The organism is Microbacterium sp. LWO14-1.2, assembly GCF_038397715.1.
Lineage (GTDB): Bacteria > Actinomycetota > Actinomycetes > Actinomycetales > Microbacteriaceae > Microbacterium.
Map to the genome: position 1 here is coordinate 2,849,445 of NZ_CP151633.1, position 20,956 is coordinate 2,870,400.

A 20,956-nucleotide genomic window follows, 5' to 3' on the forward strand; every position below is an offset into this window, starting at 1 on the left:
GGGCCCACCGCGCTGCGCTGCGTCGCGGTCACGAAGACGTCAGACGAGCAGCGGCGCGTCGGCTCCGCGCGTCGCGAAGAGCGACCGGGGGAGCAGGAACGCCCGCACGCGGGCCGGGCGGGACACGCTGCGTCGCAGATCGGCGAGCACCCGGCCGAGCGCGTCGTCGACGGCACCCGCCCTCTCCGCCGAGGGGCGCGCGTAGCTCGCCCGCTCGACGGCGTCCGTGAGCACTCGCACATCGTGAGTCTCGACCCGCTTGTCCCGCACGAGGTCGGCGGCCCGCATGCGCGGCGACTCGGCATCCGAGACCGCGATGCCGAGGTCGAGCATCGTCGCCCTCAGCTCGCCCCACGCCGCGCCGGCGTCGCCGCGACGCGCGCGCGTGCGCCGTGATGTGCGGAGGGAGAGGCGCACGAGCGCCGGGAGCAGCACCACCACCAGAACGCCGACCGTCGTCAGGAGCACGGGCGTCGGGTCGAGTCGATCGAGCTGACCCGTGGCGCCCGCGTTGTCCCCCGCGTCCGGACGCTCGACCTCGGGACCCGTGGTCTGCGGCGCCTCGGGCGCGGCCGACGGGGCGCCCGGCGTCGTTCCGGTGCTGCCCCCGCCCGACGTGGACCCGGCGGCGAACGCCGTGGGGATGCCGAGCGAGGCCGTCGGCTCGAACGGCACCCACCCGATGCCCGGGAACAGCACCTCCGGCCAGGAGTGCAACTGATCGCTCGACACGGAGTAGACGGCATCCTCGTCGCGCTGGGTCGTGGTCAGCGCGCCGGGCAGGTAGCCGACGACGATCCGCACCTCCATGTCGAGGCTCTCCGCCATGAGCGCGAACGCTCCGGCGAAGTGGATGCAGTAGCCGGACTTCACATCGAGGAACTGCGCGACCGCGTCGGCGCCCGTGCCGTCGAAGCCCTCCTCCACCGGCGTCTCCAGCGAGTACGAGAACTGGCTGCGGAACCAGGACTGCAGGGCGATGAGGCGGTCGTAGTCGTTGGTCGCGTCCGCGGTCACCTCGTCGGCGGTCTCGCCGATCACGGCGGGCAGCTCGACGGCATCCTCATCGGGGTCGACGACGAGGGGAGCGGCCGGTGTCGCCCTGATCTGCTCGAGGGTGGGGTCGACCTCGAGTGACCGGACCGTGTAGTCGTTGCCGACCGCGTCGGCGTTCCGGGAGGCCACGGTGCGGTTCTCCTGACTCACCCGCCAGGACGACGGCACGCCCTCCAGCTCGGTCGCCGGGTACGGCACCGGCAGCCACGAACTCGACACGCGGAGGACCCTGATCGACGTGCTCTGCTCCTCGACCGCGATCTCGGGGCTCCACTCGTCGGGTCCGAACCCCTCATCCTGGGGCTCGAAGCCGCCCCGATCCGGTTCCCACACGCGGCCGTCGAAGTGCGACAGGGTCGTCAGACGCAGATACGGGGCAGTATCGGCCGTGGTCGAGAGCGTGAGCACCTCGACCGGATTCGGCTGGCGCAGGTCGTCGCCCAGGCGCAGGGAGGCATCGACCGTGACGCCCGTCCCGGTGCCGGCCAGTGCCGTCGACACGGGCAGCACGGGGGCCACGATCACGGTGGCAGCGAGCGCCGCGACGCCCACGCCCGCCGCGACGGCGGTCGACGTGCGGCGCGGCGATTTCGGATGCTGTGCGGCGGTGTACCGCAGCAGCAGGAGCAGCAGGATGCCGAGCATGACGAACCACACGACGTCCGCGCCGCTCACCGTGACGATCATCGGCATGGCACCGATCGCGGCGGTCAGCAGGAACGCGATGATCGCGCCGCGCTGCGCCACGAGCTGGTCGAGCAGGATCGCGACGACGGCGAACCCGAGCCCCATCACGGCCTGCAGACCGGGCGAGGGATCGAGCGGAGCAGCGCCGAAGACGATCTCCTCGCCCGCGGCGGCGGCGAGGGTTCGGAAGGTGAGGATCGTCGCGTCGGTGGGGACGAGCCCGAACACCGCGGTCTCGCCCGCGACGAGCCGGGTGAGCGCGGCGATCGCCACCACGAGCTGCGCGGCGAGGGTGACGAGGTCGCGCACCCACGCAGGCCGGTGCTTCAGGAGCGTACGCGCGATGATCCCCGTGAGGGCGGTCAGCACGATGACGACGAGCACCGTGGCCGACCAGGCTCCGGGACGGATGACGGACGTGAACGGCCACATCGCCACGAGGCCTGCGGCGGCGGCGAGCACCGACGACGCGACGGCGCTCCGGGGGAGCTCCCGGTCGCGGTGCCAGGCGGGAGCCCGACGACGCTCAGCGCGAGGCATCGGACGACCTCTCCGGCTCGACGGGCGCGCCGCTGAGGCGGTCGGGCAGTGCGTCTTCCCAGGCCTCGGCGATGTCGTCGCCGAGGGTGGCCACGCGCCAGCCGTGCTGGGCGGCCGCGGCGGCCGCCCCCTCGAGCGGGGTCGTGGCGAAGAGCATCGGCGCGGCGGCTCCGGCCGGGCGGAGCAGCGCGGCATCCTCCTCGTCGATCTCGCCGGTGATGTAGACGAGCGGGCCGGGAGGCGTGCCGCCCACCAGCGCCGCCAGGTCGCGCGCCTCGCCGCGGGGAGTGACGAGAGCCAGCGCGACCAAGAGGCCGTCGCGGTCGTCCTCGTGACCGCGCAGCGTGCCGAGCAGCGCACCGGCGCTGTCGATCACGTCGACGCCGTACCCCTCGTGCATGAGGTGCACGGCGGCCGAGGCGCACAGCGACACCGCCGCCTCGAAGGCCGGATCGGCCGCGTCGTCGGCCTTCCGCCAGCGCGCTGCGCTCCGATCGAGGACGACGAGCGCGTCGGGGCTCGACTCCTCCTCTTCCTGCCGCACCATGAGCTGGCCGCGGTGCGCGGTCGCCCGCCAGTGGATGCGCCGCATCGAGTCGCCGGGGATGTAGCGGCGCGGGGAGAGGTTGTCGCTGCCCTGGCCGAGCCGGCTCGACGAGGTCTGCGCGGTGCCCCCTGCCGCGCCGACCTTCACGGTGAGCGGCGACAGGGTGAACACCTCGGGCACGACGGTGACCGTGCGGGTCTCGCCGAAGGCCTGCTCGCGCTGGGCGAGTCCGAAAGGATCGACCGTGCGCAGCACGAGCGGTCCGATCGGCCACACTCCGCGGCGCACCCCCGTGAGCAGGTAGGTCAGTTGCCCGGTCTCCGGTGGATACTCGCCGGCCGCATCACCCGACACCGCGTCGGGCAGCTCGTCCCGCCACAGGCCGCGCGGCACACGCAGCGCGCGGAGGGCGAAACGCAGGGTCACGCGCGACGTCTCCGACACCGTGATCAGGTCGGTCGACACCTGCCGGGTGACCGCGCCAGAGCGACGGGGAGCGCGCACGGCGAGCAGCGCGAACCCCGTCAGCGCGAGCAGCAGGATTCCGATGTAGAGCAGGATCGCGGCACCCACGAGATTCGCCGCCACGATGCAGCCGAGGCCGGCGAGGAGCGCACCCGTGCCTCGCAGCGTCAGCATCCGGCGGCGGGGCATCACGGAGTCCGGGTCAGGAGCGCACGGCCACGGGCACGCGCACGCGATCGGCGATCTGCCGCAGCGCCGCTTCGACGGGCTGCGCGCCGGCGCGGTGCGCGCCGCGCGCGGGGAGCAGACGGTGGGCGAGCACGGGGATCAGGAGCGCCGTCACGTCATCGGGGATCACGAAGTCGCGTCCGTCGAGCGCCGCCCACACCTTCGCTGCCCTGATGAGCTGCAGCGTGGCGCGCGGGCTGGCGCCCAGGTGCAGGCTGGGATCGACGCGGGTGGCCTGCGCGAGAGCGACCGTGTACTCCTCGATCGCCGGGGCGACATGCACGGAGCGGGCCCACGCGATGAGCGCGGTGATCGAGGCGGCGTCGGCCACGGCCGTCACGGACGCGAGCGGATTGACCGTGTCGCGCTGCCGCAGCATCTCGGCCTCGGCCGCGGCATCTGGGTACCCCATCGAGATGCGCATCATGAAGCGGTCGCGCTGCGCCTCGGGCAGTGCGTAGGTGCCCTCCATCTCGAGAGGGTTCTGGGTGGCGACGACGAGGAACGGATCGGGGAGCAGATGCGTCGAGCCGTCGACCGTGACCTGACCCTCCTCCATGGCCTCCAGCAGCGCCGACTGGGTCTTCGGCGAGGAGCGGTTGATCTCATCGGCGATCACGATGTTCGCGAACACCGCGCCGCGCTTGAACTCGAACTCCCGGTCGACGGGGTTGTACACGCTGACCCCCGTGACATCGCCCGGCAGCAGATCGGGCGTGAACTGGATGCGCCGCACCGTGGCGTCGACGCTCGCCGCCAGCGCCCTGGCGAGCATGGTCTTGCCGACGCCCGGCACGTCCTCGATCAGCAGGTGGCCCTCGGCCAGGAGGCAGACCAGCGCACTGCGCACGGCATCCGGCTTGCCGTCGATGACCCGACCGATCGAGCCGACGATGGCGGAAGTCTGCGCGGCGAATTCCTGGGCGTCGATGACCGTCGGGCTCGGGGGCGGATTGTCTGGCATGCGTTCCCTCTCGCGTGGGCGCTGCGGTGCGCGTGAACCGATCGTAACCCGCGCGGCTGGGGAGCGGCTCCGCATCGGTTAGACTTGTGCACGGCTCTCCGCGTGGCGGCATCCAGGCCAATTCCCCCAGGGCGGAAACGCAGCAAGGGTAACCGGGCTCTGCTGGGTGCGCGGAGGGTCACTTTCTTTTTGTCAGCGTCCTCCTGGCCAGTCCTGTCAGGATCGAGACGTGACGAGGTCAGACGTGATCAGCACCGCCGATTCCCCGCGCCGCAGTGCGCTGGGGCGCTTCGCCTCGCCGATCCTCCTCCTGGCCGCCATGTGGCTCGTGCAGTTCGCGGACGCCGTGCTCCCCGGGTCGTTCACCGGTTTCGGCCTGCGCTCGTGGGACCCGTCGGGTCTGCCCGGAGTGTTCGTCGGACCGCTGCTGCACGCGAACTGGCAGCACCTCATCGCGAACTCGGTGCCGTTCGTCGTGCTCGGCTGCCTCGTCGCGGTCGAGGGCGCCCGCCGGTTCTGGGCGGTCACGGCCTTCGCCGCCGTCATCGGGGGAGCGGGTACGTGGCTGCTGAATGCGCCGGGGACGCTGACCGTCGGCGCCTCCGGACTCGTGTTCGGGTACTTCGGCTACACCGTGCTGCGGGTGTTCGCGCCGGGACGGGTGTCGCACCGCATCCTCTACGCCGTCATCGCCGTCATCGTCATCGCGCTCTACGGCGGATCGATGCTCGCCGGCGTGGTGGGCGTGCGCGAGGGCATCTCCTGGCAGGCGCACCTGTTCGGCGCGATCGGCGGAGGGCTCGCCGCGTTCATCGGACGCAGCGCGAGCGGCGGACGCGGGCGGCCATGACGTCGACAGCGCGTCGCACGCGAGCACGCCGGGCAGCGACGCAGCGCCGGCGCCCCCGTGCGCGACGTCGACCGACCCCGCGTCGCCGCGCACAGCGCAGGATGCAGCGCAGGCGCCTCCTCCGACGGATCGCCCTGTCGGCAGCGGGCGTCGTGGCCGTCGCGCTCGCCGCGATCCTCATCCCGCTCGGCCTCGCGCAGGAGAAGCCCCTCGCGATCTGCCTCGGAGATCCGAGCACCTACCCCGAGGCGGGCATCGCCGGTTGGGAGGGGGAGCAGCTGGAGAACGCCGCGACCATCATGCAGACGGCCACCGCGCTCGGCTTCGGCCGCGACGGCCAGGTGCTCGGCGTCATGACCGCGATGGGCGAGAGCAGCCTGCACAACATCGACTACGGCGACTGGGAGACGAGCGGGTTCACGAACCCCGACGGCAGCAGGACCACGAGCATCGGGCTCTTCCAGCAGCAGGAGTGGTGGGGCAGCGTCGAGCAGCGCATGGACCCGGCGACCGCCGCGACGCTCTTCTACCAGCGTCTCGCCCGCGTGCCCGACTGGCAGTCGATGGACCGCTCGCTGGCCATCCACCGCGTGCAGGTCAACCTCGACCCGACGTACTACACGCGTTACACCGAGGATGCCGTCGCGGTCGTCGACGCGATGTCGCAGCCCTGCTGATCCGCCGCGCATCCAGGCTCCGGAAGGGGAGGTGCGCCTAGGCTGGAGCCGTGGCGCAGAGCATCTACATCACCTCGGCCGAAGGCCATACCGGGAAGTCCACGATCGCCCTCGGCGTGCTCGATGCGCTCATGCGCGTCACACCGCGCGTGGGTGTCTTCCGGCCCATCGCGCGCTCGGTCGCCGAACGCGACGACGTGCTCGAGCTGCTGCTCGCCCACGACGGCGTGCAGCTCGACTACGACGACTGCATCGGCGTGACCTACGACGACGTCCGCGACGACCCCGACCGGGCGCTCTCGACCATCGTCGCCCGCTTCAAGGCCGTCGAGGCCCAGTGCGACGCCGTCGTCATCATCGGCAGCGACTACACCGACGTCGCCAGCCCCGCCGAGCTCGGCTACAACGCTCGGATCGCCGCGAACCTCGCCGCACCCGTGCTGCTCGTCCTCAGCGGTCGCGACCAGCAGCGCCAGGCCGAGCAGCTGGGCACGACCACGGCCCGCACGCCCGAGGCCGTCGGCCAGATCGGCGCCCTCGCTCTGTCGGAGCTGGAGGTCGAGCGCGCCGAGCTGTTCGCGATCGTCGTGAACCGCGCCGATCCCGACCGCCTCGGCGACATCGAGCAGGCGGTCGCCGCACTCCGTCCTGCGCGGACCACCCCGGTGTGGGCGCTCCCCGAGGACCGCACCCTCGTCGCGCCGTCGATCCGCGGCATCCTCTCCGCCGTCGACGGACGACTCATCAAGGGAGACCCCGACCGTCTCGGGCGCGAGGCCCTCACGATCGTCGTCGCCGGAATGTCGATGGTGAACGTGCTGCCGCGGCTCACCGAGGAAGCCGTGGTCGTCATCCCCGCCGACCGCACAGAGGTGCTGCTCGCGACGCTGCTCGCCGACGCCTCCGGCACGTTCCCGCGGGTCGCGGGGATCATCCTCAACGGTCCCTTCCCGCTGCCCGATCCGATCGTGCAGCTGCTCGACGGCTTCACCTCGACCGTGCCGATCATCGCCACCGACCTCGGCACCTACGACACGGCGGTGCGCGTGATGGGCGCCCGCGGACGCATCTCGCCCGACTCGCGCGGCCGGTACGACCGGGCCCTCGGCCTGTTCCAGACCCACGTCGACGTCGCCGAGCTCACCACGCAGCTGGGCCTGGCCGAGTCGAAGGTCGTCACCCCGCTGATGTTCGAGTACGGGCTGATCGAACGGGCGAGGGCCGACCGGCGGCGCATCGTGCTGCCCGAGGGCGACGACGACCGCATCCTGCGCGCGGCCGCGACCCTGCTCGCCCGGGAGGTGGCCGACCTCACGATCCTCGGCGACGAGGCGGCGGTGCGGGCTCGCGCGGTCGAGCTCGGCGTCGACATCGAGGCAGCGCAGGTCCTCAGCCCCACCGACCCCGAACTCGTCGAGCGCTTCGCCGAGGAGTACGCCAGGCTGCGCGCCCACAAGGGCATCACGCTCGCTCAGGCCGCGGACACCGTGACGGACGTGTCGTACTTCGGCACCATGATGGTGCACCTGGGTCTCGCCGACGGGATGGTGTCGGGAGCAGCGCACACCACGGCGCACACCATCCGCCCCTCGTTCGAGATCATCAAGACCAAGCCGGGGGTGCAGGTCGTCTCGAGCGTCTTCCTCATGGCTCTCGCCGACCGGGTGCTCGTCTACGGCGACTGCGCCGTCATCCCCGATCCCACCAGCGAGCAGCTCGCCGACATCGCGATCTCCTCGGCGGCCACGGCTCGGCAGTTCGGCATCGACCCCCGCGTCGCGATGCTCTCGTACTCGACGGGGGAGTCCGGCACGGGCGCCGATGTCGACAAGGTGCGCCAGGCCACCGCACTCGTGCACGAACGGGCGCCCGAGCTGCTCGTGGAGGGGCCGATCCAGTACGACGCCGCCGCCGACGCGGCGGTCGCGAAGGCCAAACTGCCCGACTCCGCGGTCGCCGGACGCGCGACGGTGTTCGTGTTCCCGGACCTCAACACGGGCAACAACACCTACAAGGCCGTGCAGCGGTCGGCCGGTGCCGTCGCGATCGGTCCCGTGCTGCAGGGGCTCAACAAGCCGATCAACGACCTGTCGCGGGGAGCCCTCGTCGACGACATCGTGAACACCGTCGCGATCACCGCGATCCAGGCGCAGGGGGCCGACTCATGACCACCATCCTCGTCATCAACAGCGGATCGTCGTCGCTCAAGTACAGCCTCATCGACATCGAGGACGAGCGCGAGCTCGCGAGCGGCCTCATCGAGCGGATCGGGCAGGACGTCAGCGCGATCACGCACACCGTTCGGCCGGATGCCGCGGGCGACGCCGTCGTGACGATGCTCGACGCGACCTTCGAGGACGAGCGCCCCGTCGCCGACCACGACCAGGCGTTCGCCGTCATGCTCGCGCAGTTCGCCGAGCACGGCCCCTCGCTCGACGAGCATCCGCCGGCTGCCGTCGGCCATCGCGTCGTGCACGGCGGAGCGCGGTTCTACGCGCCGACCCTCGTGACTCCGGACGTCGAGGCGCAGATCGAGGAGCTCGCGGTGCTCGCGCCGCTGCACAACCCGGCCAACCTCGCCGGCATCCGTGCGGCGAAGGCCGTGTTCGCCGATGTGCCGCATGTCGCGGTGTTCGACACCGCGTTCCACCAGACCCTGCCGCCCGCCGCGTACACGTACGCGATCGACGCCGAGCTCGCCGCCCAGCACCGGGTGCGCCGCTACGGGTTCCACGGCACCAGCCATCAGTACGTGAGCGAGGCGGCCGCCGCCTACCTCGACCGCGACCCCGCCTCGCTGCGCCAGCTCGTGTTCCACCTCGGCAACGGCGCCTCGGTCACCGCGATCGACGGCGGCCGATCCGTCGAGACGTCGATGGGGCTCACCCCCCTGGAGGGGCTCGTGATGGGCACCCGCTCCGGCGACCTCGACCCCGCGGCGCTCGTGCACCTCTCTCGCCGTGCCGGCTACTCGATCGACGACCTCGACGCGCTGCTCAACACCCGCAGCGGCCTCAAGGGGCTCGCCGGACGCAGCGACATGCGCGACATCCTCGCCGGACGCGAGCAGGGGGACGCCGCCGCGACCCTGGCCTTCGACGTGTACATCCACCGTCTGCGGGGGTACGCCGGTGCGTACATCGCGCAGCTCGGCGGAGTCGACGTGATCTCCTTCACCGCGGGCGTCGGCGAGAACGCCGCCGCTGTGCGCGAGGAGGCCATGGCGACGCTCGGATTCGCGGGCGTCGAGATCGATCGCGGCCGCAACGTCGAGCGGCGCCGGGGCATCAGGCGCATCTCGACGGACGCCTCGGCGGTGACCGTCCTCGTGGTCCCGACCGACGAGGAGCTCGAGATCGCCAGGCAGACCTCGCGGATGCTCTGACTCGACACCCCTTCCGGGGGTGACCGGCGGCCCCGTGCGGCATTACGCTTGCACAGTGGCACGGAGAGGTGCCGGAACCCTCGTCCTTCTCCTGGAGGCTCCTGTGCCCGAAGCACTGCCCGACCTGCTCCGCGCCGACGGCGTCCTGTTCGACCTCGACGGCGTGCTGACGCCGACCGCCGAGGTGCACATGCGCGCCTGGAAGGTCGTGTTCGACGAGGTGTTCGAGCGCTGGGGCATCACACCCGCGTACACCGACGCCGACTACTTCGACTACGTCGACGGGAAGAAGCGGTACGACGGCGTCGCGAGCCTGCTGCACAGCCGCAACGTCGAGGTGCCCTGGGGTGAGGTCGACGACCCGCCGGAGGCCGAGACGATCTGCGGCATCGGCAACCGCAAGAACGCCGCGTTCGCCGCCTCGCTCAGGGCAGAGGGCATCGCGCCGTTCCCGGGATCGCTGGCCCTCGTCGAGAAGCTCAGCGCGGCCGGGGTCCCGATCGGGGTCGTGTCCAGCTCGAAGAACGCGGAGGAGGTGCTCGGCGCAGCCGGCATCCGCTCGTTCTTCCGCGTGGTCGTCGACGGCGTCGTCGCCGAGCGCGAGGGACTGGCATCCAAGCCCGCAGCCGACATGTTCCGAGCCGGTGCCGAGGCGCTGGGCGTCGACCCGGCGAGCAGCGTCGCCGTGGAGGACGCGACCTCGGGCGCCGCATCCGCCGCCGCCGCGGGCTTCGCGACCGTCGTGGGCGTGGACCGCGGCACCGGCGCAGACGCGCTGCGCGCCGCCGGCGCCACCGTCGTCGTCACCGACCTCGACGCCTTCCTGACCGACTCCGCCTCTTCCGCCGAGAACCCGAACGACTCCGACTCCGAGGAGACCGCATGATCGACCCCGACCGCTTCCCCGTCGACCCCTGGAAGCTCATCGAGACGCGCTACTCCGAGAACGGCGTCGGCGAGACGCTGTTCTCGGTGGGGAACGGGTATCTCGGCCTGCGCGGCAACCACATCGAAGGGCGCGGCGCGCACGAGCACGGCACCTTCGTGAACGGCCTGCACGAGACCTGGCCCATCCGGCACGCCGAGCAGGCCTACGGGTTCGCCGAGGTCGGGCAGACGATCGTCAACGCCCCCGACGCGAAGGTCATGCGCGTCTACGTCGACGACGAGCCGATCTCGTTCGACGTGGCCGACGTGCGCGAGTACCGCCGCACGCTCGACATGCGCACCGGCGTGCTCGAGCGCATCGTCGTGTGGGAGACCCCGTCCGGTAAGCGCGTGCGCATGCGCGACGAGCGCATCGTCAGCTTCGAGGAGCGCCACCTCGCGATCCTCCGCCTCGAGGTCGTCGTCGAGAACTCCGACGCCCCGGTCACGATCAGCTGCCAGCTGCTGAACCGTCAGGACGGCGCTGGCGTCTACGCGGGCACTCCCGCCGAGGCGAAGGGCGGCTTCGACCCCCGCAAGGCGGAGAAGATCGCCGAACGAGTGCTGGAGCCGGCCGAGCACTGGCAGGACGGCCTCCGCTCGGCGCTGTCGTACTCGGTCGCCGCATCGGGCATGACGGTCGCGGTCGTCGCCGACCACATCGTCGAGACCGAGAACGAGTACACCTCGCGCACGCTCATCGACCCGGACATCTCGAAGAACGTCTTCCGCGTGCAGGCGAAGGCCGGGGTGCCGATCACGATCACCAAGCTCGTGAGCTACCACACGTCGCGCGGCGTGCCCGCCCGCGAGCTCGTCGACCGGTGCCGCCGATCGCTGGACCGTGTGATGGCCGAGGGCGTCGAGTCGCGGTTCGCCCGACAGGCCGAATGGCTCGCCGCGTTCTGGGATCGCAGCGACGTGCAGATCGGCGGACGCGACGACATCCAACAGGCGACGCGCTGGTGCCTGTTCCAGCTCGCGCAGGCCTCCGCCCGTGCCGACGGCAACGGCGTCCCGGCGAAGGGCCTCACCGGATCCGGATACAGCGGTCACTACTTCTGGGACACCGAGATCTACGTCCTGCCGTTCCTCACCTACACGTCGCCGCAGTGGGCGCGCAATGCGCTGCGGGCGCGCGTGCACATGCTCCCCGCTGCACGGAAGCGCGCCGCCCAGTTGAACGAGGCCGGAGCGCTGTTCCCCTGGCGCACCATCAACGGCGAGGAGGCGTCGGCGTACTACGCCGCCGGCACCGCGCAGTACCACATCAACGCCGACGTCAGCTTCGCCCTGGGCAAGTACGTCCGCGCGACGGGAGACGAGGACTTCCTGCGCCGCGAGGGCATCGACGTGGCGATCGAGACCGCGCGGCTGTGGGCCACACTCGGCTTCTGGCGCACGTCTCAGGCGGTGCCGGGCACGTCGGGAGAGGACGGTGTGGACACCTTCCACATCCACGGCGTCACCGGCCCTGACGAATACACCACGGTCGTGAACGACAACCTCTACACGAACGTCATGGCGCGCTACAACCTGCGCTACGCGGCGCGGGTCGTGCGCGAGGCGCAGGAGGCGAACGGCGAGGAGTTCGCCAGGGTCGTCGAGCGCACGGGCCTCGGCGAGGGCGAGGCCGACGCGTGGGAGCGCGCGGCGGACGCCATGTTCATCCCGTACAGCGAGGCCCTCGGCATCCACCCGCAGGACTCCCTGTTCCTCGAGCGGGAGGTGTGGGACCTGGCGCACACGCCGTCGGATCAGCGCCCGCTGCTGCTGCACTTCCACCCGCTCGTGATCTACCGGTTCCAGGTGCTCAAGCAGGCCGACGTGGTGCTCGCGCTGTTCCTGCAGGGAAACCACTTCACGCCGGAGGAGAAGAAGGCCGACTTCGATTACTACGACCCGCTGACGACGGGCGACTCGACCCTGTCGGCCGTGGTGCAGTCGATCCTCGCGGCCGAGGTCGGGTATCAGGAGCTCGCGCTGCGGTACTTCGAGCAGTCGCTGTTCGTCGACCTGCACGATCTGCACCACAACGCGTCGGACGGCGTGCACGTGGCCTCGGCCGGCGGCGTGTGGACGGCTCTCGTGTGCGGCTTCGGTGGCATGCGCGACTGGGCGGGCGAGCTGAGCTTCGACCCGCGACTGCCCGCCGACTGGCCGTCGCTGTCGTTCCCGCTGCAGTGGCAGGGCTCGATGCTGCAGGTCACCCTCACGGCCGACGAGTTGCGGGTGCACGTGCGGTCGGGCGAGCCGGTGCCGTTCACCGTGCGCGACGAGGCGTTCACTGCGGCGGTCGGCGAGGACGCCGTCGTGCCGCTCGCGGACCAGGGACCCCTGATCCCCGGGCGTCCGACGCTTCGCCAGTTCGCCAACGCGGTGCGGGAGGACGGCACGCTGCTGTCGGCATCCGTTCCGGTGATCACCACGGCCATTCCCGTGATCGGCGACGACGACTGAGTATTCTCGCGACCGTCGCGCCGAGCCACCCCTTTCGTCTCGAGCCACCCCGCTGCCTACGCCGCGCAACGGGGTGGTTCGCGCGGAAAGGGGTGGTTCGGCGACGGCGGACGGAACGGGCGGATGCCGGAGGCCGGGGCTGCCTCGATGTCGGCGGCACGCCGTAGGCTGTTCTGGTGACCACAGCCCTCTACCGCCGCTACCGCCCCGAGTCGTTCGGCGAGATGATCGGGCAGTCCCAGGTGACCGAGCCGCTGATGACCGCGCTGCGCGGCGATCGTGTCGGCCATGCCTACCTGTTCTCCGGGCCGCGAGGCTGCGGCAAGACCACCTCGGCCCGCATCCTGGCCCGCTGCCTGAACTGCGCCGAGGGGCCGACCGACGTCCCGTGCGGAACCTGCCCGAGCTGCGTCGAGCTGTCGCGGGCGGGCGGCGGGTCCCTCGACGTCGTCGAGATCGACGCCGCGAGCCACAACGGCGTCGACGACGCCCGTGACCTGCGCGAGCGCGCCACCTTCGCCCCGAGCCGCGACCGCTACAAGATCTTCATCCTCGACGAGGCCCACATGGTCACGCCGCAGGGATTCAACGCGCTGCTCAAGCTCGTCGAAGAGCCCCCGCCGCACGTGAAGTTCATCTTCGCGACCACCGAGCCCGAGAAGGTGCTCGGCACGATCCGTTCGCGCACGCACCACTATCCCTTCCGGCTCGTGCCGCCGGCCGCGATGCTCGAGTACGTCGAGAAGCTCTGCGCCGAAGAGGGCGTGGTCGTCGAGAAGGGTGTGCTGCCGCTCGTCGTGCGCGCCGGCGGCGGATCGCCGCGAGACACCCTGTCGCTGCTCGACCAGCTGATCGCCGGGTCGGACTCCCCGGCCGGCTCCGAGACCGTGACCGTCGCGTACGAGCGTGCCGTCGCGCTGCTCGGCTACACGCACGCGACCCTGCTCGACGAGATCGTCGACGCGCTCGCCGCGGGCGACGCCGCAGCGGCGTTCCCCGCGATCGACCGCGTGGTGCAGACCGGACAGGATCCGCGCCGCTTCGTCGACGACCTGCTCGAGCGTCTGCGCGACCTCATCGTGATCGCAGCCGTCGGCGCCGGCGCCTCGGCCGTGCTCAGGGGCATCGCCGACGACGAGCTCGCGCGCATGCGCACCCAGGCCGAGGCGTTCGGCTCCGCTCGTCTCTCGCGCACGGCGGACGTCGTGAGCGCCGCCCTCGACGACATGTCGGGTGCGACCTCGCCCCGGCTGCATCTCGAGCTGATGGTCGCCCGGGTCCTGGCGGGGCCGACGGATGCCGTGGCCGCCGCGCCGGCCGCGCAGCCACGAGCGGCTGCCGGTCAGGCGACTGCACCGTCGAGCCCGGCACCTCGCGCTTCCGCGCCGACCTCCGCCGCCCCGCCCGCCAGCGCCGCCCCCGCCGCTGCCGCCGCCCCTGCCGCTGAGCGTGAGGACGCATCCTCCTCTCCGGACGTCGAGCGGGGGAGCGCAGCCACCGAGGCGACGCGCGCCGAATCCTCCGACACGCCCACTCCGGCATCAGAGACTCCGGCATCCGGGACTCCGGCATCCGAGACCTCGGCGCTCGCGTTCCCGACTCAGCCTGCAGCGGCGCCCTCGGGTCCGGTCACGTTCGAGCGGATCACGTCGTCGTGGTCGGCCGTCCTCAAGCGCCTCGAAGACATCAGCCGCAGCTCCTGGTTGCTGGCCACCGCCGTGCAGCCGTTGGCCTACGTCACCGACACCGACGTCCTCACGCTCGGATTCACGAGCCAGCACGACGTCGCGAAGTTCAAGGGGACGACGCCGGGATCGGGGCCGTCCGATCATCTGCGCACCGCGATCGAGCAGGAACTCGGTGTCCGCGTCAAGTACGTGCCCGCACCCATGCCGCAGGGCGGTGCCCCGCGGCAGCCGTCCTCGTCCGGCGGCTCGGCATCGAGCGAGTCCTCCTCGGCCGGCGCACCCGCATCGGAGCCTGCGTCAGCGGGATCGACGCGCACCCAGGCCCGCAGTGACTCCGCCGCACCCGTGACGGAGTGGGCGGTCGCGCCGATTCCCGCGTCGCCCGCTGTGGAGCCGGCAGCCGCCGCGGTCCCGGCAGCCCCGGCAGCCTCCGCGGACCGTCCGGTCACCGCTCCTGCCGCGGGGGCACCCGCTTCTGCTCCCGCCGAGGTCGACACGGCTCCGCGCGCGGCCGCGGCGCCGACCGTGACGCGTGAGGCCGATCCCGCCGACGACGCGCCACCGCCGTACGACGACGAGCCGCCGCCCTATGACGACGAGCCGCCCTATGACCCGTCGTACGAGCCCGCGCCGTCCCGAGGGCCGTCTCGTCCCTCCGCCCCGTCGTCGTCCTCGGGCGCCTCCGCGCCGGCAGCCCCGACGCCTCGATCGGCACCGGCATCCGCCCCGGTCGTCACCGACCGCACCCCGGGCGGGGGAGTGCAGCGCTACGGTGAGGCCGTCATCCGCCAGGTGCTCGGCGCCACGTTCGTGCGCGAAGAGCCCTACGAGCCCCCCACGAGGTTCTCCTGATGTACGACGGAATCGTCCAGGAACTGATCGACGAGTTCGGCAGACTGCCGGGCATCGGTCCGAAGTCCGCGCAGCGGATCGCGTTCCACATCCTGCAGACGCCGACGTTCGACGTCGCGCGTCTCTCCGAGCTGCTCACCGAGATCCGGGTGCGCGTGCGCTTCTGCGAGATCTGCGGCAACGTGGCCGAGCAGGAGCGCTGCGCGATCTGCCGCGACCCGCGCCGCAACGGAGCCCTGATCTGTGTCGTGGAGGACGCGAAGGACGTCGCCGCGATCGAGCGAACGCGTGAGTTCCGCGGCCTGTACCACGTGCTCGGCGGGGCGATCAGCCCGATCGCGGGCATCGGCCCCGACGATCTGCGCATCGCCCAGCTCATGACGCGCCTCGCGGACGGCACCGTGCAGGAGGTCATCCTCGCGACCAACCCGAACCTCGAGGGCGAGGCCACCGCGAGCTACCTGAGTCGTCTCCTCACCACGATGCAGATCACCGTCTCGCGCCTCGCCTCGGGTCTCCCCGTCGGCGGCGACCTCGAATACGCCGATGAGGTCACTCTCGGGCGCGCGTTCGAGGGCCGGCGCGTGCTGTGAACGCGCAGGGCGGCTTCTCCCGTCGAGGCTGGCTGCTCTTCGGGGCGATGGCGCTCCTCTGGGGCGTGCCGTACCTGTTCATCAGCGTCGCGGTCGAGTCGTTCTCGCCGCCCGCGATCGTCGCGGGCCGCACGCTGATCGCCGCCCTCCTGCTGCTCCCGTTCGCGATCCGCGGCGGTGCGCTGAAGGCCGCGTGGAAGCACTGGCCGTGGGTCCTCGCGTTCGGGCTCGTCGAGATGGCCGGTCCGTTCGTGCTGCTGGGGCACGCCGAGATGACCCTGCCGTCCGGTATGACCGGTCTGCTCGTCGCGACCGTTCCGCTGTTCGCCGCCCTGATCGCGCTGGGCGGCGGCGACCGCGGAGTGCTGCGCCCCGCGCGGGGGATCGGCCTCCTCGTCGGCTTCGTCGGCGTCGCGATCGTCGTCGCCGGGCCAGGCCTCTTCGGAGGTGACGTGAGCCTGCTCGCTGCGGGAGAAGTGCTCCTCGTCGCGATCCTCTACGCGATCGCGCCCTTCATCGTCGCGCGCAAGCTCGCCGACGTGCCGTCGTTCGGAACGATCACGCTCTCCCTGCTCATGATCGGCATCCTGTACCTGCCGATCGGTCTGCTGACCCAGCACGAGGTGCCGACGATCACCTCGATCGCAGCGCTGCTCGTCCTCGCGGTCGTGTGCACCGCCGTGGCGTTCCTCGCCTTCTTCGCCCTCATCCGCGAGGTGGGGCCGGTTCGCGCACCGCTGTTCACCTACGTCAACCCGGTGGTGGCGATCATCCTCGGGGCGATCGTGCTCGCCGAGCCGCTCACACCGGGACTGCTCATCGGGTTCCCCCTCATCATCGCCGGATGCTGGTTCGCCGCCACCGGCGGGCGGCTGCGGCCTCCGGCATCCACCGCCCCCGACCTGGCCGCGGCCCCGCCCGCGCCCTGAGTGCTGCGTCACATGCGCGGTCGGGTATACGACCCGATCGTAGAATGAGCGTGGGCGGATCCGCCCGACATCCCAGGGAGTGAACGTGGCCCTCATCGTGCAGAAGTACGGCGGCTCGTCCGTCGCCGACGCAGAGAGCATCAAGCGCGTCGCCAAGCGCATCGTCGACACGCGCCGTGCCGGACACGACGTCGTCGTGGCGGTCAGCGCGATGGGCGACACGACCGACGAGCTGCTCGACCTCGCGAACGAGGTCGCCCCGATCCCCGCCCCCCGCGAGCTCGACATGCTGCTCTCGAGCGGTGAGCGCATCTCGATGGCGCTCCTTGCGATGGCGATCCACTCGATGGGGTTCGAGGCGCGCTCGTTCACCGGCAGCCAGGCCGGCATGATCACCGATTCCCAGCACGGCGCCGCCCGCATCGTCGACGTGACCCCGGTCCGTCTGCGCGAAGCGCTCGACGAGGGTGCGATCGTGATCGTCGCCGGCTTCCAGGGCTTCAACCGTGACACCCGCGACATCACGACGCTCGGACGCGGCGGCTCGGACACCACGGCCGTGGCGCTCGCCGCGGCGCTGTCGGCCGACGTGTGCGAGATCTACAGCGACGTCGACGGCATCTTCACCTCCGACCCGCGCATCATCCCGAAGGCGCAGAAGCTCGACCACATCTCGAGCGAGGAGATGCTGGAGCTCGCCGCGAACGGCGCCAAGGTGCTCTACATCCGCGCCGTCGAGTACGCACGCCGTCACGGCGTCCTGATCCACGCCCGTTCGACGTTCTCGTCGTCGGAGGGCACCTACGTTCTGGGCGAGGGAATGAAGAACCCCCGCGAAGCCGAGGGAGCTGAGATGGAAGAACCGATCGTCGCCGGAGTCGCCACCGACTTCAGCCAGGCCAAGATCACGGTCGCAGGCGTGCCTGACGTGCCGGGCAAGGCCGCCGAGATCTTCAAGATCGTCGCCAAGTCGGGTGCGAACGTCGACATGATCGTGCAGAACGTGTCGGCGACGGGCCGCACCGACATCTCGTTCACGGTGCCCAAGGCCGATGCCGCCGCCGCGCTGAAGTCGCTCGCCGCCGAGCAGGCCGAGGTCGGTTTCAGCAACCTCGTGCACGACGACCAGATCGGCAAGCTGTCGGTCGTCGGAGCGGGGATGCGCACGCACTCCGGCGTCTCGGCGATCCTCTTCGAGGCGCTGTCGGCCGGCGGCATCAACATCGAGATGATCTCGACGTCCGAGATCCGCATCTCGGTCGTGCTGCGCGACAGCGATCTCGCAGAGGCCGCTCGCACCGTGCACAGCGCCTACGGACTCGACGGCGAGATCGAAGCCACGGTCCACGCTGGCACCGGTCGCTGACCGGCACGGTAGACTCACCCACACCCTGACATCGGCGCCAGGCGCGGCATCCGCACCCCGACGCCGCGCCCGAAGCCTCGCTTGCAGTACTGCTCGACGCCAAGGAACATCATGACCCGCATCTCCGACTCAGGACTCTCCGTCGCCATCGTGGGCGCCACCGGCCAGGTGGGCACCGTCATGCGCGAGATTCTCGCCGAGCGGTCCTTCCCGATCCGCGACCTGCGTCTGTTCTCGTCGTCGCGCTCGGCGGGCACCGCGATCGAGTTCGGGGGAGCGACCGTGATCGTCGAAGACGTGGAGACGGCGGATCCCGCGGGCATCGACATCGCCCTGTTCTCGGCCGGCGCCACCGCCAGCCGCGCCTACGCTCCGCGGTTCGCCGAGGCCGGCGCCGTCGTCGTCGACAACTCGAGCGCGTGGCGCAACGACCCCGAGGTGCCCCTCGTGGTGAGCGAGGTCAACCCGCACGCGATCGACGACCGCCCCCGCGGCATCATCGCGAACCCGAACTGCACGACCATGGCCGCGATGCCCGTGCTCAAGGCGCTCGACGCCGAGGCCGGTCTCGAGCGGCTGATCGTCTCGACCTACCAGGCGGTCTCCGGCTCCGGACTCGCCGGTGCGCAGGAGCTGCTCGGCCAGGTCGAGGGAGTCCTCGCGCAGGGCGACACGCTGCGCCTCGTGCACGACGGCTCGGCGATCGACTTCCCCGAGCCCGAGAAGTACGTCGCGCCGATCGCGTTCGACGTGATCCCGTTCGCGGGCAACCTCGTGGACGACGGCGAGAACGAGACCGACGAGGAGAAGAAGCTCCGCAACGAGAGTCGCAAGATCCTCGAGCTCCCGGGCCTCCGCGTCGCCGGCACCTGTGTGCGCGTCCCCGTCTTCACCGGTCACTCGCTGTCGATCAACGTCGAGTTCGCTCGCGACATCACTCCAGAGCGGGCGCGCGAGGTGCTCGGCGGCGCCCCCGGCGTCGTGCTCGACGAGGTGCCGACTCCGCTGCAGGCCGCAGGCAAGGACCCGAGCTTCGTCGGTCGTATCCGCGCCGACCAGTCGGCGCCCGAGGGCAAGGGCCTCGTGCTGTTCATCAGCAACGACAACCTGCGCAAGGGTGCCGCGCTGAACGCCGTGCAGATCGCCGAGATCCTCGCCGAGCGCCTGGCGGTCATAGCCTGACGGCATCCCCGCCATGCGGATCCGGTCTCGTCGGGCCGGTCCGCGTGGTCTGTCGTGCCGTGCCCGCGAACTAGACTGTCCTGGTGACAGAAACAGTCGATGTCGTCCTGATCGGCGGTGGCATCATGAGCGCCACCCTAGGTACCCTGCTGCACGAGCTGCAGCCGGACTGGAAGATCGTCGCCTTCGAGCGACTGTCGGACGTGGCCCAGGAATCGTCCAACCCCTGGAACAACGCGGGTACCGGTCACGCTGCGCTCTGCGAGCTGAACTACATGCCGCAGCAGAAGGACGCACCGCTCGACCCGGCGAAGGCGATCTCTATCAACGAGCAGTTCCAGCAGAGCCGCCAGTTCTGGTCGTCGCTGGTCGAGAAGGGTGTGCTCGACGAGCCGTCGACGTTCATCAACGCGACGCCGCACATGACCTTCGTGCGCGGCGAGAAGGATGTCGCGTACCTCAAGGACCGCTACGAGGTGCTGAAGAAGCAGCCGCTGTTCGCGGGTATCGAATACAGCGAGGACTCGCGCGTCATCAACAAGTGGGCGCCGCTTCTCATGCAGCAGCGCCGCAAGGGCGAGCCCTTCGCGGCCACCCGCGTACCGGCGGGCACCGACGTCGACTTCGGCGCGCTGACCCACCAGCTGTTCGGCCACCTCACGAAGTCGGGCGTCTCGCTGCGCACCAACCAGGAGGTCCGCTCGCTGAAGAAGCAGAAGGACGGGTGGCTGGTCAAGTACCGCACGACCGTCGGTCGCACGCCCGCCGAGATCAAGGCGCGCTTCGTCTTCGTCGGCGCCGGAGGGTGGGCGCTCAAGCTGCTGCAGCGCTCCGGCATCCCGGAGATCAAGGGCTACGGCGTCTTCCCCATCGGCGGACAGTTCCTCAAGACCAGCGACCCGAAGATCGTGTCGCAGCACAAGGCCAAGGTCTACTCGCAGGCGTCGGTGGGCGCGCCGCCCATGTCAGTGCCGCACCTCGACACGCGCGTCGTCGACGGCGAGGCGTCGCTCATGTTCGGTCCGTTCGCGACCTTCAGCCCCAAGTTCCTGAAGAACGGGTCGCTGCTCGACATCGTGACCCAGGTGCGACCGCACAACCTCATGCCGATGCTGCGGGTCGCGTTCGCGAACCCCGACCTCATCACCTATCTCGTCAGCGAGCTGCTGAAGAACCACGCGAAGAAGGTCGACAGCCTGCGCACGTTCATGCCGACCGCGAAGGATGAGGACTGGACGCTGATCGACGCCGGTCAGCGCGCCCAGGTCATGAAGAAGGATCCGAAGAAGGGCGGTGTGCTGCAGTTCGGCACCGAGGTCGTCGCGTCCGCCGACGGCTCGATCGCCGGTCTGCTCGGTGCGTCGCCCGGTGCGTCCACCGCGGTCCCGATCATGCTCGACCTGCTGAAGAAGTGCTTCCCCGACGAGTACCCGGGCTGGGAGTCCGAGCTGCGTGAGCTGATCCCGACGTTCGGCGAGAAGCTGAACACCCAGCCCGCTCTGGCCGCGTCGTCGACGTCGTCGACGGCGGCCACGCTCGGCATCGACGAGTAGCGCAGCG

The 20,956-nt window shown here is 70.9% G+C and carries 15 protein-coding genes and 1 other RNA gene; 13 read left to right on the forward strand and 3 right to left on the reverse strand.

Translation table 11 applies throughout. The annotated features are described in order from the left end of the window. Positions 1-39 precede the first annotated feature (39 nt). Genes MRBLWO14_RS13705 through MRBLWO14_RS13715 form a run of 3 tightly spaced genes read right to left on the reverse strand, consistent with a single transcriptional unit; the run spans position 40 to position 4,487 of the window. A complete protein-coding gene (locus tag MRBLWO14_RS13705; protein WP_341933685.1) occupies positions 40-2,283 on the reverse strand; it encodes a DUF3488 and transglutaminase-like domain-containing protein in 2,244 nt (747 codons plus the stop codon). Further along, positions 2,270-3,484, reverse strand: a complete 1,215-nt coding sequence (locus MRBLWO14_RS13710; RefSeq protein ID WP_341936201.1) for a DUF58 domain-containing protein — start codon at positions 3,482-3,484, stop codon at positions 2,270-2,272. Before MRBLWO14_RS13710 ends, MRBLWO14_RS13705 begins: the two co-directional genes overlap by 14 nt. Before the next feature lie 13 nt (positions 3,485-3,497). Beyond that, positions 3,498-4,487 carry a MoxR family ATPase gene (locus MRBLWO14_RS13715; protein WP_341933686.1) on the reverse strand — a complete coding sequence of 330 codons (990 nt, stop codon included), beginning with the start codon at positions 4,485-4,487 and terminating at the stop codon, positions 3,498-3,500. Positions 4,488-4,576: 89 nt separating this feature from the next. On the opposite strand from MRBLWO14_RS13715, the gene ffs reads away from it, so the two are divergent. The 13 genes from ffs to MRBLWO14_RS13780 all read left to right on the forward strand — a co-directional run bounded on the left by ffs (position 4,577) and on the right by MRBLWO14_RS13780 (position 20,949). Beyond that, positions 4,577-4,673: signal recognition particle sRNA small type (ffs, locus tag MRBLWO14_RS13720), an RNA gene on the forward strand. Positions 4,674-4,716: 43 nt separating this feature from the next. Next, on the forward strand, positions 4,717-5,337 hold the full coding sequence (locus MRBLWO14_RS13725) for a rhomboid family intramembrane serine protease (protein WP_341933687.1): 621 nt from the start codon (positions 4,717-4,719) through the stop codon (positions 5,335-5,337). Between the two features lie 101 nt (positions 5,338-5,438). After that, the gene (locus MRBLWO14_RS13730; protein ID WP_341933688.1) at positions 5,439-6,014 is read left to right on the forward strand and encodes a hypothetical protein; all 576 of its coding nucleotides are present in this window, start codon (positions 5,439-5,441) and stop codon (positions 6,012-6,014) included. A 50-nt stretch (positions 6,015-6,064) separates the two neighbouring features. Continuing rightward, the gene (gene pta, locus MRBLWO14_RS13735) at positions 6,065-8,182 is read left to right on the forward strand and encodes a phosphate acetyltransferase (protein ID WP_341933689.1); all 2,118 of its coding nucleotides are present in this window, start codon (positions 6,065-6,067) and stop codon (positions 8,180-8,182) included. After that, complete coding sequence (locus tag MRBLWO14_RS13740; protein WP_341933690.1) at positions 8,179-9,399, forward strand: acetate kinase; 1,221 nt, start codon at positions 8,179-8,181, stop codon at positions 9,397-9,399. The genes pta and MRBLWO14_RS13740 overlap by 4 nt, the downstream gene beginning before the upstream one ends. Positions 9,400-9,502: 103 nt before the next feature. Then, positions 9,503-10,285 carry an HAD-IA family hydrolase gene (locus tag MRBLWO14_RS13745; RefSeq protein WP_341936202.1) on the forward strand — a complete coding sequence of 261 codons (783 nt, stop codon included), beginning with the start codon at positions 9,503-9,505 and terminating at the stop codon, positions 10,283-10,285. Beyond that, positions 10,282-12,786, forward strand: a complete 2,505-nt coding sequence (locus tag MRBLWO14_RS13750) for a glycosyl hydrolase family 65 protein (protein ID WP_341933691.1) — start codon at positions 10,282-10,284, stop codon at positions 12,784-12,786. The genes MRBLWO14_RS13745 and MRBLWO14_RS13750 overlap by 4 nt, the downstream gene beginning before the upstream one ends. A 176-nt stretch (positions 12,787-12,962) precedes the next feature. Then, on the forward strand, positions 12,963-15,326 hold the full coding sequence (locus MRBLWO14_RS13755) for a DNA polymerase III subunit gamma and tau (protein ID WP_341933692.1): 2,364 nt from the start codon (positions 12,963-12,965) through the stop codon (positions 15,324-15,326). Continuing rightward, complete coding sequence (gene recR / locus MRBLWO14_RS13760; protein ID WP_096714913.1) at positions 15,326-15,919, forward strand: recombination mediator RecR; 594 nt, start codon at positions 15,326-15,328, stop codon at positions 15,917-15,919. Before MRBLWO14_RS13755 ends, recR begins: the two co-directional genes overlap by 1 nt. Continuing rightward, positions 15,916-16,848, forward strand: a complete 933-nt coding sequence (locus tag MRBLWO14_RS13765) for an EamA family transporter (protein ID WP_341933693.1) — start codon at positions 15,916-15,918, stop codon at positions 16,846-16,848. The genes recR and MRBLWO14_RS13765 overlap by 4 nt, the downstream gene beginning before the upstream one ends. 85 nt (positions 16,849-16,933) lie before the next feature. Beyond that, on the forward strand, positions 16,934-18,214 hold the full coding sequence (locus tag MRBLWO14_RS13770) for an aspartate kinase (protein WP_341933694.1): 1,281 nt from the start codon (positions 16,934-16,936) through the stop codon (positions 18,212-18,214). A 111-nt stretch (positions 18,215-18,325) separates the two neighbouring features. Next, positions 18,326-19,396, forward strand: coding sequence for an aspartate-semialdehyde dehydrogenase (locus MRBLWO14_RS13775; RefSeq protein WP_341933695.1), 1,071 nt, complete (start codon positions 18,326-18,328; stop codon positions 19,394-19,396). Positions 19,397-19,479: 83 nt separating this feature from the next. After that, positions 19,480-20,949 carry a malate:quinone oxidoreductase gene (locus tag MRBLWO14_RS13780; protein ID WP_341933696.1) on the forward strand — a complete coding sequence of 490 codons (1,470 nt, stop codon included), beginning with the start codon at positions 19,480-19,482 and terminating at the stop codon, positions 20,947-20,949. The last annotated feature ends 7 nt before the right edge of the window (positions 20,950-20,956 follow it).